Annotated in this window: 11 protein-coding genes; 5 read left to right on the plus strand and 6 right to left on the minus strand. The window is 49.5% G+C overall.

The features are described 5' to 3' along the window. The first annotated feature begins 192 nt into the window (after positions 1–192). Positions 193–4,962, plus strand: a complete 4,770-nt coding sequence (gltB, locus tag ACOQPU_RS18335) for a glutamate synthase large subunit (RefSeq protein WP_420641280.1) — start codon at positions 193–195, stop codon at positions 4,960–4,962. A 321-nt stretch (positions 4,963–5,283) separates the two neighbouring features. Continuing rightward, positions 5,284–6,825 (plus strand): glutamate synthase subunit beta, encoded by a 1,542-nt coding sequence (locus ACOQPU_RS18340; RefSeq protein WP_420641281.1) that lies wholly within the window; start codon positions 5,284–5,286, stop codon positions 6,823–6,825. Positions 6,826–6,851: 26 nt separating this feature from the next. Here ACOQPU_RS18340 and ACOQPU_RS18345 read toward each other — a convergent pair whose 3' ends face one another. After that, on the minus strand, positions 6,852–11,018 hold the full coding sequence (locus ACOQPU_RS18345; protein WP_420641282.1) for a hypothetical protein: 4,167 nt from the start codon (positions 11,016–11,018) through the stop codon (positions 6,852–6,854). A 122-nt stretch (positions 11,019–11,140) separates the two neighbouring features. Between ACOQPU_RS18345 and ACOQPU_RS18350 the strand changes: the two genes are divergently transcribed. Continuing rightward, entirely contained in the window at positions 11,141–11,284 is a 144-nt protein-coding gene (locus tag ACOQPU_RS18350) for a hypothetical protein (protein ID WP_420645884.1), read from the plus strand. Between the two features lie 124 nt (positions 11,285–11,408). Here ACOQPU_RS18350 and ACOQPU_RS18355 read toward each other — a convergent pair whose 3' ends face one another. Both ACOQPU_RS18355 and ACOQPU_RS18360 read right to left on the minus strand, forming a co-directional pair. Then, the gene (locus ACOQPU_RS18355; protein ID WP_420641283.1) at positions 11,409–11,804 is read right to left on the minus strand and encodes a HEPN domain-containing protein; all 396 of its coding nucleotides are present in this window, start codon (positions 11,802–11,804) and stop codon (positions 11,409–11,411) included. Then, positions 11,801–12,133 carry a nucleotidyltransferase domain-containing protein gene (locus ACOQPU_RS18360; protein WP_420641284.1) on the minus strand — a complete coding sequence of 111 codons (333 nt, stop codon included), beginning with the start codon at positions 12,131–12,133 and terminating at the stop codon, positions 11,801–11,803. The genes ACOQPU_RS18355 and ACOQPU_RS18360 overlap by 4 nt, the downstream gene beginning before the upstream one ends. A 172-nt stretch (positions 12,134–12,305) precedes the next feature. Between ACOQPU_RS18360 and ACOQPU_RS18365 the strand changes: the two genes are divergently transcribed. After that, positions 12,306–12,575: a DUF433 domain-containing protein gene (locus ACOQPU_RS18365; protein ID WP_420645853.1), complete on the plus strand. Its 270-nt coding sequence runs from the start codon at positions 12,306–12,308 to the stop codon at positions 12,573–12,575. A gap of 161 nt (positions 12,576–12,736) precedes the next feature. Here ACOQPU_RS18365 and ACOQPU_RS18370 read toward each other — a convergent pair whose 3' ends face one another. The 3 genes from ACOQPU_RS18370 to ACOQPU_RS18380 all read right to left on the minus strand — a co-directional run bounded on the left by ACOQPU_RS18370 (position 12,737) and on the right by ACOQPU_RS18380 (position 13,823). Then, positions 12,737–12,994 (minus strand): hypothetical protein, encoded by a 258-nt coding sequence (locus ACOQPU_RS18370; protein WP_420641285.1) that lies wholly within the window; start codon positions 12,992–12,994, stop codon positions 12,737–12,739. A 194-nt stretch (positions 12,995–13,188) separates the two neighbouring features. Beyond that, positions 13,189–13,536, minus strand: a complete 348-nt coding sequence (locus ACOQPU_RS18375; protein WP_420641286.1) for a DUF86 domain-containing protein — start codon at positions 13,534–13,536, stop codon at positions 13,189–13,191. After that, positions 13,533–13,823 carry a nucleotidyltransferase family protein gene (locus tag ACOQPU_RS18380; RefSeq protein ID WP_420641287.1) on the minus strand — a complete coding sequence of 97 codons (291 nt, stop codon included), beginning with the start codon at positions 13,821–13,823 and terminating at the stop codon, positions 13,533–13,535. Before ACOQPU_RS18380 ends, ACOQPU_RS18375 begins: the two co-directional genes overlap by 4 nt. On the opposite strand from ACOQPU_RS18380, the gene ACOQPU_RS18385 reads away from it, so the two are divergent. Further along, positions 13,823–13,993 (plus strand): hypothetical protein, encoded by a 171-nt coding sequence (locus ACOQPU_RS18385; protein ID WP_420645885.1) that lies wholly within the window; start codon positions 13,823–13,825, stop codon positions 13,991–13,993. The two genes, ACOQPU_RS18380 and ACOQPU_RS18385, sit on opposite strands and share 1 nt — an antisense overlap. The last annotated feature ends 82 nt before the right edge of the window (positions 13,994–14,075 follow it).

Here is a 14,075-nt window from a genome sequence, read left to right on the forward strand (position 1 = left end):
TGACAGTTGGTTTGGGAAGGCCAAGTCAGGGCGGCAAACAACTTGAACCAAGCATTTCATACCTTGCATTTGTGCAAGTTCAAACTTTGTAGATAACGACCCGGCACTTCATTGTTGGGCTTTTGGCATCTTTGCTATTGGCAAAGAACGGTCCCTTTACAAATGAACAGAACACCGATGAGGAGAGGAAAGATGAAAAAGGTTCAGGCAGCACAACCATCTTTGGAATTGGGTAAAACTGATCTCGCAGAGGGTGACCAGCGTCGCCGCAATGGTTTCCCGGCTGCACAAGGCTTGTACAACCCTCAATTTGAACGGGACGCCTGCGGCATGGGCTTCGTAGTGGATGTGCAGGGACGGCCGTCTCACACCATCATCCAGCAAGCCCTCACCGTTTTAGAACGCCTCACCCATCGCGGCGCCAAAGGTGCCGAAGCCAACTCTGGCGACGGTGCGGGGATCATGCTCCAGCTTCCCCACCAATTTTTGCAACAGCAAGCTGCTCAGCTCGGTATTCACCTCCCTGAGCTTGGTGAGTACGGCGTGGGGATGCTCTTTATGCCGCAAGACCCTGTTCTGCGAAAGCGGTGTGAGCAGGTGATGGCGCGGATCATCGCCGAGGAGGGGCAGAAGCTGCTGGGCTGGCGCACGGTGCCGACCTGTAACAAGAGTTTGGGGGAAACGGCCGTTTCCGGGGAGCCATTCATTCGCCAACTATTTATTCAAAAGCAATATTTAACGCAAACCGATCCGCTGGCCTGGGAGCGTAAGCTGTTCATTATTCGCCGCCGTGCCGAAAAAGAGATTGCGCCGTTGGTGGACGACGACACGTTTTATATCCCCAGCCTGTCCGGCCGTACTATCGTCTACAAAGGGCAATTCCTCTCTGAGCAGCTCCCCGAATATTATCCAGACCTCAGTGACCCAATGCTGGAAAGTGCGCTGGCGCTGGTGCATTCCCGCTTCAGCACCAATACCTTCCCTAGCTGGGCACGTGCCCATCCGTACCGCACCGTCATCCACAACGGCGAAATCAACACCATTCGCGGCAACGTCAACTGGTTCAAGGCGCGTGAAGCCCACTTTGCCTCGCCGCTGTTCAGCGATGAGCTGGACAAGGTGCTGCCCATCGTGGATGAAACGGGCAGCGACACCGGGCGGCTGGACAACGTGCTGGAATTTTTGGTGCTGGCTGGTCGTTCGCTGCCAGAAACGGTGATGATGATGATCCCTGAGCCATGGCACAAACATGATCAAATGTCCCCAGAAAAGCGCGCCTTTTACGAATACCACAGCCACCTGATGGAGCCGTGGGACGGCCCGGCGGCGATTGGCTTTACCGATGGCTCTGTAGTGGGGGCGGTGCTGGATCGGAATGGGTTACGGCCGTCTCGCTACGTCGTCACCAAAGATGGCCGGGTCATCATGGCTTCTGAGGTGGGCGTGCTGGAGATTGATCCGGCCAACGTGGCTTACAAAGGCCGCCTGGAACCAGGGCGGATGCTGCTGGTAGACACTAGCCTGGGGCGCATTGTTGGCGATGAGGAACTTAAAAAGCAGATTGCGGGGGAACGGCCGTACCAAAACTGGCTCGACGACAACCGAATCCGGCTGGCCGACATTCCCTCGGTGGCAAATTTGGAACAGTCAGAAACAGACATCCATCTGCACACCGAAGATGCCGTGTTGCAGCACCAAAAAGCGTTTGGCTACACCTTTGAAGATTTACGGATGATCATTGCCCCGATGGCGCGGGACGGCAAAGAAGCCCTCGGCTCGATGGGCGACGACACGCCGCTGGCGGTACTGTCTGACAAGCCACAGCCGCTGTACAGCTACTTCAAGCAGCTTTTTGCCCAGGTGACCAACCCGCCGCTGGATGCCATCCGCGAGGAGCTGGTGACCAGCACGGAGACGCTGCTGGGCAGCGAGGGCAATTTGCTGAACCCGCAAGCGGCAAGCTGTCGCCAAATTAGCCTGCCGCATCCTATTTTGACGGATGATGAGCTGGCTAAACTGCGCCATTTAGAAATAAATGATTCGCGCTCCGGCCGGGCTCCTGACCGTGCCGGCAAGTGGCTCGGTGAGGACACCGGCCACAGCAAAAGCAGTCGTGCGTTTCAGACGGCCGTTCTCCCCATCCTCTACAAAGTGAAACATGGCGGCGACGGTTTGGAAACTGCTCTGGATCGCCTGTTCCGTGCCGCCGATGACGCTATTGGCAGCGGCGCAAATTTGCTAATTTTGTCCGACTTGGGCATTAGCCGCGACTGCGCCGGGATGCCTGCGCTGCTGGCGACGGCGGGACTGCACCACCACCTCATCCGGCAGGGCACGCGCACCCAGGTTAGCCTCATCGTCGAGTCTGGCGAGCCGCGTGAGGTACATCATTTTGCCACTTTGCTGGGCTACGGCGCAGATGCCATCAACCCCTACCTGGCCTTTGCTACGCTGCGCGACCTCATCCGCAAGCAGCTACTCACCGACGTGCCCTACCATCAGGCCGAAAGCAAATATGTGAAAGCCGTTGTCCAGGGGGTCATCAAAATTTTGTCCAAAATGGGCATCTCCACCGTCCAAAGCTACCGGGGGGCGCAGATTTTTGAGGCGTTGGGGCTGCACACGGAGTTAGTCGCCAAATATTTCACGGGCACACCCAGCCGCATTCAGGGGTCAGATATTCATTTGCTGGCCAAAGAGGTACAGATGCGGCACGAGCAGGCCTTCCCGGAACGGCCGTCTGGCAGTAGCGCGCTCCCCACTGGCGGCAAGTATCAGTATCGGGAAGAGGGTGAGTACCATCTATTTAACCCGGTCACGGTTCATCGCCTGCAACACGCCGTCCGCACCAACGATTATGAGACGTACAAAAAATATGCTGAGGATGTAAACGGCCGTTCCCACCAATTTGCTACCTTACGTGGTCTGCTTAAACTCAAAAAAGTGGCTGAACCTATCCCGCTAGAGGAAGTGGAATCGGTTGAGGCGATTTGCCGCCGCTTCAAAACAGGGGCGATGTCCTACGGCTCGATTAGCCAGGAGGCGCACGAGGCGTTGGCCGTCGCCATGAACCGCATCGGCGGCAAGAGCAACACAGGCGAGGGCGGTGAAGACCCAGCCCGCTACACCCCAGACAAAAACGGCGATTCTCGGAATTCAGCGATTAAACAGGTGGCAAGCGGCCGTTTCGGGGTCACCAGTCAATATCTCACCGAAGCGCAGGAAATCCAGATAAAAATGGCGCAGGGGGCGAAACCTGGCGAGGGTGGGCAGCTGCCGGGGCGCAAGGTGTACCCCTGGATTGCTCGCGTGCGCTACTCCACCCCCGGCGTGGGGCTAATTTCGCCGCCGCCACATCATGATATTTACTCCATCGAAGATTTGGCGCAGCTCATCTTCGATCTGAAAAATGCCAATCCAGAGGCGCGTATTAACGTGAAGCTCGTATCCGAAGTGGGCGTGGGAACGATTGCCGCTGGTGTCGCCAAGGGTCATGCTGATGTCATTCTCATCAGCGGGCACGATGGCGGCACCGGCGCATCGCCCCAAACCAGCATCAAGCACGCGGGTTTGCCCTGGGAATTGGGCGTGGCCGAGACGCACCAGACGCTGCTGCTCAACGGCCTGCGCGACCGCGTGGTTGTGGAAACCGACGGCCAGCTCAAAACCGGGCGGGATGTGGTCATGGCCGCCCTGCTGGGCGCGGAGGAGTATGGCTTTGCCACCGCGCCGCTGGTGACGCTGGGCTGCATCATGATGCGCGTTTGCCATCTCAACACCTGCCCGGTGGGCGTGGCGACGCAAAACCCGGAGCTGCGTAAAAAGTTCACGGGCGATCCGCAGCATGTGGTGAACTTCATGCGCTTCATTGCCCAGGATATGCGGGAAATCATGGCCGAGCTGGGCTTCCGCACGATTGACGAGATGGTGGGGCGCACGGATCGGCTGGAAGTGAGTGAGGCGATTGACCATTGGAAACTGCAGGGGATTGATTTGACACCCGTGCTGTACCGTCCGAATAAAAGTGAGAATGTGGGGCATTTGTTGGCAAACGGCCGTAAACGACCCCAACAGCACGGATTGGAAGAAACGCTCGATAACCTGATGCTGCTGGATTACTGTCGCCCCGCTCTGGAGAATGGTGAGTCGGTGGAAGGGGAGTTCACCATCGGCAACCAGCACCGCGCCGTGGGCACCACGCTGGGCAGCGCGATTACCCGTCGGCACGGCATGGCTGGCCTGGCCGAAGACACAATCTGGCTGACGTTTAACGGTTCGGCCGGGCAGAGTTTTGGCGCATTTATCCCGCAAGGGCTGACGCTGGAATTGGCGGGCGACGCCAACGATTACGTAGGCAAGGGGCTGTCGGGCGGCAAGCTGGTCATCTATCCACCCAAAACTGCCACTTTTGCTGCTGAGGAAAACATCATCATTGGCAACGTGGCGCTGTACGGCGCGACGGGCGGCGCGGCCTTCATTCGCGGCGTGGCGGGGGAGCGGTTTGCCGTGCGGAATTCGGGGGCAACGGCCGTTGTCGAGGGCGTAGGCGATCATGGCTGTGAATACATGACGGGTGGCCGCGTGGTCATCCTGGGGCAGACAGGGCGCAACTTTGCCGCCGGGATGTCTGGCGGGGTGGCTTACGTGCTGGATTGGGACGGCCGTTTCCACGAACGGTGCAATCAAGAAATGGTTGATCTGGAACCGGTACACAGCACCGCCGATATTGAGGAGCTGGAAAAGTTGATCTACGCCCACATGGAAGCCACCCGCAGCGATCTGGCCTGGAAGATCCTGTGCATGTGGGACAACGTGGTGCGCCACTTTGTGAAGGTGATGCCCCGCGACTACAAGCTCATGCTTCAAGCCTTCAACCAGGTGGCTCAAAATGGCACGCTGGTTGGGGATGAATTGGCGATGGCGGCGTTTCAGGCGCGGCAGCGGCAACTCGTCAAAGCATAATTTTTTTAACGCAAAGAACGCAAAGAAGCAGAGGGCGCAAAGAAAACTCTTTTTATTTCTTTGCCCCTTTGCCCCTTTGCGTCAATTTGTTTGTACGACTCATTGAATGCACTGTTTCAAAAGTTGTATAAATTTGTCATTCTGAATGGAGCGCAGCGCAATGAAGAATCCCTCTAAACTTTGCCAGCTAGGACCTTTTCTCGCGGACAAGGTATGCTCTATTTTTGTACCGTAGGGATTCTTCGCTTCGCTCAGAATGACAATTTTGCAAAATGGTGAATTGCTTTTGAAACGGTATGCTGAACTCGGAAGGGGAACATCATGGCCAAGCCAACAGGATTTTTGGAATTTGAACGAGAGGCGGCGGGGGAACGGCCGTTAACCGAGCGCATTCACGATTGGGAACCGATTCACCTGCATTTGCCAGAGGAGCGGCTGAACCAGCAGGCGGCGCGGTGTATGGATTGCGGCATTCCCTTTTGCCACAAAGGGACGATTTTGAACGGGATGACCTCTGGTTGCCCGCTGAACAATCTCATCCCGGAGTGGAACGATTTGGTCTACCGGGGCTTGTGGCGCGAGGCGTATGAGCGGCTGGCGCGGACTAATAACTTCCCGGAATTTACCGGGCTAGTCTGCCCCGCGCCATGCGAAGCCGCCTGCACGCTGGGCATCCACGACCCGGCGGTGACGATTAAAAATATTGAAATCGCCATCATCGAGCGGGCTTTTGAGGAGGGCTGGGTGCTGCTCAACACGCCCGCCAGCCGCACAGGCAAAACCGTCGCTATCATTGGCTCTGGCCCCGCCGGGCTGGCCGCCGCCGACGAGCTAAACAAGGCGGGCCACAGCGTCACCGTCTACGAACGCGCCGACCGTATTGGTGGGCTGCTGATGTACGGCATCCCCAATATGAAGCTGGGCAAAGATGTGGTGCAGCGGCGCATTGATCTGCTTGCGGAGGCGGGGATTCAGTTTGTAACCAATTGTGAGGTGGGGCGGGATGTAACGGCCGTTCAACTCCAAAACCAATTCGACGCCATTGTCCTCTGCACGGGCGCGACCCAACCCAACAACCTGCCCGTGCCGGGGCGGGAGCTCAACGGCATTCATTTTGCGATGGAATTTTTGCAGGGGAATACGAAGCGACTTTTAGATGGTGAATTGGAAGGGGAGATTGGAGATCGGAGATTGGAGATTAGCAACGGGGCAAATAATCTCCAATCTCCAATCAACCAATCTCCTATTCTTGCCTCTGGCAAAGACGTCATCGTCATCGGCGGTGGCGACACGGGGACAGATTGCGTCGCAACGGCTTTGCGCCACGGCTGCGACAGCCTGGTGCAGTTTGAGATTATGGATCAGCCGCCCGTTCATCGGGCGGCTGACAATCCCTGGCCGCAGTGGCCGCGCGTGTACAAGATGGATTATGGGCAGGAGGAAGCAACGGCCGTTTTTGGTGAAGACCCGCGTGAATATGCCGTCATGACGAAGCGGTTCATCGGGGATGAGCAGGGGAATTTGCAGGCGGTGGAAACGGTGAACGTGCGCTGGCTGCCTGCCGAAAATGGCGAACGGCCGCAGCTAGAAGAAATCCCCGACACGGAACAAACCTGGGCCGCCCAGCTTGTCCTGCTCGCCCTCGGCTTTCGCGGCCCGGAAAACGGCCTCTTGCAGCAGTTCGGCGTAGCCACTGACCCCCAGCGGACAAATATCGTGACGGAAAACAGCAGCTACGCCACAAACGTGCCTGGTGTCTTTGCCGCAGGCGATGCCCGGCGCGGGCAGAGTTTGGTTGTGTGGGCAATTCAGGAAGGACGGGGTGTGGGAACGGCCGTGGATGCCTACTTGATGAGTGAATGACCTCAAAAAACTACCTGTTGTCAAAATCAAGTGCTTAGCGCATCTGAAATAAGCATCAATCTTAAATACTCACCAGCTAAGAAAATTTCGGTTAATCTGTTAGCATAATCATTGATCATTTCTAGATCGAGCCGATGCTCCCCTGTTTCAGAGTCAGATGGCAAGATAATTTGATAAACCTCTTGAAATAAAGATATTGCATCTCCTAAATAAGGTCGATTTGCTTTTTCATCATCTGAAAGACTATTAAATTGATCTATGAGAATGGCTCCGTGATCAAAGAACTTTTGCAATAAATCACTTAATATTTGTGAGCGTTCAGCAGTGTAAGTTTTAAGTAGCTCCATTGCCGAATCATCTATTTCTTCAGGCAAGTCCTTCAATTCACTAATTTGCGAAACCAAAATCGTTAGACTACTAATGATTGCCGATATTTCATTAGCCATTTCTATTTGTGGATCATCCCAGAGTTTTAAACCCAATGCCTCAATCCATGCTGGAGTTAGTGGTTGCATTCGGTAAGATACCCAATTCTGCTCTTCAACTGGTCTTTTGTTCAAAATTGTCGAAAGAGAATATAAAGTCCAAGCATTTTCGTTTGCCAAATATCCGCAGAATGTAGGTATAACGACAATTTGCTCATAGTATTCTTGAAACAAGTAGTGCTTTAAATCTTCATATCGTAAACTGCGAAAACGTGAATTCAAGATTCTCATTAATTGCTCGAAGGCTTCGTACAGATTTGTTGGGTCAAGCACGTCTAACTGAATTATAAGAGTAGATTTCTCATCCCACTTCAAATCAATCATAAGCCTTTGAGCTTTTTGATTTTTACTATTAAATCTTGATATTGCTCTATTGATCCAACGATCAATAACGCCTTTCGCCTTTTCGACATTTTGGATTACATTACGAGCTGGTTTTTTAAGTGTATGTCTGGGTGTATGCGCGTAATGATGCCATAACAACCATGTCTGTAGGATAAGAGCTTGTTCCTCAGACTCAATTTCTGGCAACGTGCCTTCTTTAATGTGTCCAAACAATCGTTTAAATTCGCTTTGATATTTAATCAACAACTGTTTGGCATCCCAGAAATTATGAGTGCATAAATGTGCTCCATCAATCTTGATTCCTCGCCTTATTAATTCTGCTTTAACCGAATCCCATTCTATTTTTTTAGTTAATTTAGCCAAATTGTAATTTGTTACCATAACATCAACAGATTGATTCAAAAAATTCTGAAAATGAGTGAAGTAGGTTTGTTGGATACTAAGATATGGCTGATAAATTTGGTAAGCAATGGCTTCAGGAATGTTATTAGAAGAAATATTGTCTTGTTGTAGTTGGCTCAGAAAATCCTTTGACTCCTCACGAGTCTCTGATGCAAATCCCCAGGGATCAACCGCAGGTTTAGGTAAATCTAGGGAATCGCTTAACAAATCTGAGCAAGCTTTCCAATCATCGACCTGCACAAATACTTTCCCAATATTCACGGGTTTTCGATTGCTAATGTAAGCTTCTAAACCCTGTTGTAGTTGATTTATACATGTCAATATTGCCCGCCGCTTCTTCAAGACTACATCTACATAAGCCGACCAATCTTCTAAGCGCGAATTGAAGCGAGCAATCCCTGTGGCAACACTATTAGCCCATGTCACTAAATTGGGTACAAGATACTTTCGTGCAACACCTGGCTTTTTAGTACCGTCAATATCTAGTTTTAGAGCTTCCCCCAATTTATGCCCATAGCCTTGAATTCCATACTTGTCATAGTCAGGATACAACTGACGAATAAACTGTAACCGTTCACCGGCTGCTGCATGAAATGGGTCTTTATTTTTTCGTTGTTCGATCTCAGTGCCTAAAACGAGGAAATGAATAGTCAATAAATCGTCATTCGCTTCCAAAGCAAGAATTTGCATTTCATTTGCTAATCTGCCTAATAAGTGTGTTTCATTTTCATTTAGCCAGTCAGTATACGAGGAGGGATCATATTTGTGGAGAGCATAGATAACGTCAGAGAGCGCAAAGAAAGGTAAGGCAGTGTCTGGCATGGGCGAGGAGATATGCTCTAACCCTAAAAACGAAGCCCAGTACAAAACAAACGCAATACCTAGCCAGTCTTGAATATTATCTGGTTCATTAAGTGATATGGCTACTGATTCTAGCCATGATTTTGATAGGTTAAAGATATTATCTTTTGGTGGTTGCATTGCTCGAATTGCATTTAAACGCTCTATTCTTTCAGGGGTAAATAGTGAAGATAAGTCATCGGATTCCCACCATGAGTCAATCTTGGGAGCATCTTCACTTGGCAAATATAAATTAGCAATAAAGAACCAGCCTGCACCAAACTCGGCTTTAGCCGCATCAATTGCATTTCTGTTTGCCAACACATACCGATTTATATCCACCCATACTAGAGCACGAAGCACCCCTGCAACGCCCCTCCAAGTCGTGGGGCGTAAATCAGTTATGGAATAATGTAGTTTTTCAAACTCAGCGGCTCGTTCGATTGCTGCATTTAATATAAACTGTTCTAAGTCATCTTCTACCAAATAGGCAAACACCTCACTGGCCAAGTCTTCCCATAAATTGACATCCTCGTCTGTCAGTAAATCAACGAGTATTTTGGAGCGAATAGCGTGAAGCCCTTCCAGCAATCCCTCGTTATTTAAACGGATAAGATATTCATTTTCAAAGTAATTTAAAGTAGTACCGGGTTCAGGCAGTTTCAAGGATTTAATTAAAAGAAGAGTGTTGATTCGCGCCTCAAAAGCTGTAGCTACAGCAACCAGACGCAGCAAATGCAATTCATTGGTATCAAGATGTTTTTCACGAACCTCATTTCGAATACGATTAACCTGACTTTCTAATCGCTGCCGCAATGTTTCTGTTTGAGTGAGCAAGTGAACAAATTCCAAAAGTGGGCCACTTCCAAAGGCGTTCCAAGCTGAAGAAAAATTTAAGAACCTATTTTGGAGTTGGTGGGCTTGTGCACGCTCAAAAATTTTTCGTGCTTCATTTTCATTAAAATGTAAATCAATTGGTTCATAGTTGAAATCAAATGTTGAAACGTTTGCCCGTCTATAGTCTTCTTCACGTACTGTAATGAGAATATTCAAATAGGGATGTTTTGCTAATTGTCGAGCAAGTTCTATCCAATCTCTGTCACGAGGATTTACATCCATATGAACCGCTACAGGTGCTTGAAGTGCTGATGCAAATCCGCTTAGGGCGTTTGCTGCTGATAGAGCATGTTTCACATTTTCAATCCTGGCAATTGAAAACCGCCAATCATTTGGATAATGATCATGCAGGTATCGAAGGGCTATTGTTGTCTTTCCCTGACCAGATGCAGCATGTACGATAACGATGTTGCTTTTTGCAAACGCAGCTTTAATTTCTGCTGCTTTTCCAGCTCTTTGAAAATCAAGGTCGGCGACAATGTGAGAGTAATTTGTAAAGCCACCTTCAAAAAATTCTCGTTTGAGTGAATCATAGTTATCGAGAACATTTGGTGTGGCTTCAATTGGTTGAATCGTTGTAAACCACTCGTTGTGAAAATCCCGTCTTTCAGCTTGCCAACGGCCTACGGAATTTAATTTTTCTATAACATCTGAATATGAAATTGAACTCCGATTTTCCATTGAATTAAATATCCAATAGTGGAGTAAATTGAAAGCATTTGCTGGATCGATCCCTGTATGCAGATCAGACAATAAACCAAAAACAGTTGCCTCTTCATCAACTTCATTGACTTCCTCGTTCATTTCGACGTGATCAAATAATGTTGCAACTTGTTCTTCGGTATACTCAAATTTCTTTAACTTATTTGCTACTATTTTTCTTTTTTGTTCATCACCTGCCCAAGCTTTTTTTAATTCTGGCCCAATGGTTCCAAAATTGACTAACTTAATGGTTAGCATTTTTGAGGAATCTATTTTTTTCAGGATACGACGGAAGAAACAATTGGTTTTTTCTGGTTCCAAGTCAGATAGTTGAAGGGGAGAGTATTTTTTGACTTGGATAAGCTCAAGAGCTTTACCGTCCTCACTAAATACATCTAGATCCTCTTGATTTTCTGGATGAAAAACAAGCTTGTTATCAGCCTGGGTAAGGATTCGTTTAAGTGTGTAGAGTGCTTGAACTCTATAGCCATGCAACGCCGCTGGTGCACCAAGTGTTGTCATAAAAACCTCTAATATTTAAGTAAAGACTTGACGTGATCACTAACAGATAATGTCCCAAATGCACGGGTAAGCCAGTCAGGAATAATAGTAAATGACGCCTGTATTTTACCATGACGCCTGTAATGAACGGTCATATTGTCGTCTCTAAACTATATGTCATTTTTGCTGTGCAGTTGAGAGGTTGGAAATATGGTCATTTCACTATCAACGTCCCCGGCATTTTTGCCGCAGGCAACGCTCGGCGTGGGCAAAGTTTGGTTGTGTAGGCATTAATGAGGGGCGGCGTGTGGAAACGGCCGTATCATCATTGTTCGCTCAAGGTGTTAGGTAGGTTTGTGGGGAACGGCCGTGGATGCTTACCTGATGCAATCGGAGCGTTGATAAAATTGCTTATTCGTGCGTAAGCAGTGACCGTACCTTGTCAACAAATGCGACCGTTTCTGCGATCAGTGGTTGAATAGTTGCTGCCTCAAAGGAAACAAAGTCAACGTAATCTCCCTCTTGACGCAAATTGAATAGACGATTGTAGAGACGGCCGTTTTCTTTTGTAACAACACCCGTTTTGACGAAATGCTGGTTAAACATCGCCTTAATGCCGCTATGCTTGGCTGCTACGTAACCATCTTTTACCAGTAAAGCAGAGACAGCGTAAAAAGCCGCATAGTAAAGACGGTTGGCGCAGGTGTTCCAATGTTCTTCCCGCTGCATCAAGCGCGCCTCTTCCAAAGTTTCCTCAGCACGATTCAAGCGATAAGAAATTAATCCTTGAAGCTCTTGCTCATTCACAAAACGACCCCATGCTGTTCGATCTGTTGGCGAAGGGGCAGTGCAGCATAACGTGCCGAGAGCCACTCTTGTTTGCTGCGAATGATGCTACTCAGAACAGAATTGGTTTCCAGTTCAACATCATAAAGGCGATCCTGTATTTGATTTCCCAGGGCTATGTCTTGTGGCGAGGGGAGTAGAATAAGAAAATCCCAGTCGGAATCGGTTCTGGCTGTACCTTTGGCGCGGGAGCCGTAGAGAATGATTTCGGCATTGGGGGCTAGGGTGAGTACGGCCGTTTTTACTTGTTCAAGCAATTTGTCTTTTTCATTTTGCTTTATCAAAGTCATCACAACCTCCAAGTTCCGTTTTACTTCGTGAGACAGATATGATAATAAAACCTCTGCATTATTCTGTCCACATTTTTTTGCAAGCATCATCATGCTCGTTGTTGTGAGGGTGTCGAACGGCCGTACCTCCCACACCTACCAATTTCCCCCCAAACCACTTACAATACGCCCCATGTTAGATGGTTTAATTAGCAAAGACCCCCAGATGCACAACGGCCGTCCCACCATTGCCGGGACGGGAAACACCGTTCGTGCCATTGCCATCATGTACAAACAAGGTCTCACCCCTGAAGAAATTACCGCCGAACTCCTCCTAAGTCTGGCGCAAGTTTACGCCGCCCTCACCTACTATCACCTCAACACAGCAGAAGTTGAAGCCGACATTCGCCAGGATTCTGAAGCTGTCTTGATAGAAAAACACGGCGATTCAGTCAATGGCTGAACCCATTCGCCTTTATCTAGACGAGGACGCACAGCGCAACTCGCTTGTTCACGCCTTGCAAGCACGTCAGATTGATGTTTTTACTGCGAATGAGGCTGGATTGGTTGGGGTTTTTGGGGAACTGGCGTTGATTGGACTGTTTTGCTACAGGAGTAGAAGCTTTATCCTGGTCGTCCCGGAAGCTGCCTATCTTGGCGGATTTGCTTCTGCCAGGCCACAGGGTCAGTTACGTCGGCAAAGGTGTTTAATTCTGAGAGAGTGCGAAAGGCGGCTTTAATTCGCTTGCCCCGTTCTTCTTCAGTTGAGGCTGGCGTGGCTTGCAGCCGCTGCCGCAAAAACAGAATAAAATCTAGCACTTCGTTCTGCTTCTCAAGGGGCAGCATGGTCAATTGTTTTTCAATTTGCTCAATTAAAGCCATTTCAACCTCCAAATATTGCATTTCTTTGGCTATTTTGCGTCGCAAAGGTTTGCTGATAATAAAACCTATGTACGATCCTGTCCACCCTGAATTGAGAGAATGTTGCTATTTTGGGCTTGGGGACTTTGGAAAGAAACGGCCGTATCGCCATTTTTCGCTCAAAGTGTTCGGTAGGTTTGTGGGGAACGGCCAGTCTACGACTCTGTATAATCTTTAAGAATTTGTTGAATTTGGGGTTTAACAAGCGGAATGCGTTTCTTTACAGTGTCCCAAACAATTTTGTATTCAACCACATCGTAGCCATGAATAAGCCTGTCGCGCATTCCGGCCATTTCTTTCCAGGGGATATCAGGATATTGGTCACGCAATTCCACCGGCAGGCGTTTTGTTGCCTCTCCTACAATTTCTAAAGCGCGGAAAACAGCAAAGTTAACCCGAAAATCAGAAACAAGCTCCTCAAATGTTATGCCATCAAGCAATATCTCCGCCTTGTCCATCGCATCCAGAATATCCTCAACAAAATCCAAGAATTCGCGGCTCATATTGGTTGAACCTCACTCAAAATGCGCTTGCCAATGCGCTTGCGAAGGTTCTTCTTGATAGCAACATCAACTTTTCGACCTAGTAAATCGCCCAAATAATGTTCCAATTCGATCAAATCGAGCAGATCGATGCGTGGCGGGTCGGTTAAAGTGATCAAAATATCAATATCACTGTCAGATTTATGTTCCCCACGCACATAAGAGCCGAAAATGCCGATTTCGGTCACGCCGTATTTTTCATACAAATAAGGCTTTTGCGCTTGCAAACGGGTTTTGATTTCAGCCAATGAATGTAACATACCGTCATTATAACGGATTTGGTCAAAGAGGTGGCAATGTAATTCCCAGAATTTTTGCCGCTGGGGATGCCCGGCGCGGGCAAAAGTTGGTTGTTTGGGCGATTAATGAGGGGCGGGGTGTGGGAACGGCCGTTGATGCTTACTTGATGACTGGTTAACGTTGATTTAACCTGCGGGGTAGCCTGTCACGGGCCGCCCCATCAGGTTCAGAGCAGTGTTGGGCGACGTTGCCAACCTAAC

The sequence above is a fragment of the Candidatus Leptofilum sp. genome (assembly GCF_965223285.1).
In the GTDB taxonomy this organism is placed as follows: Bacteria; Chloroflexota; Anaerolineae; order Promineifilales; family Promineifilaceae; genus Leptofilum.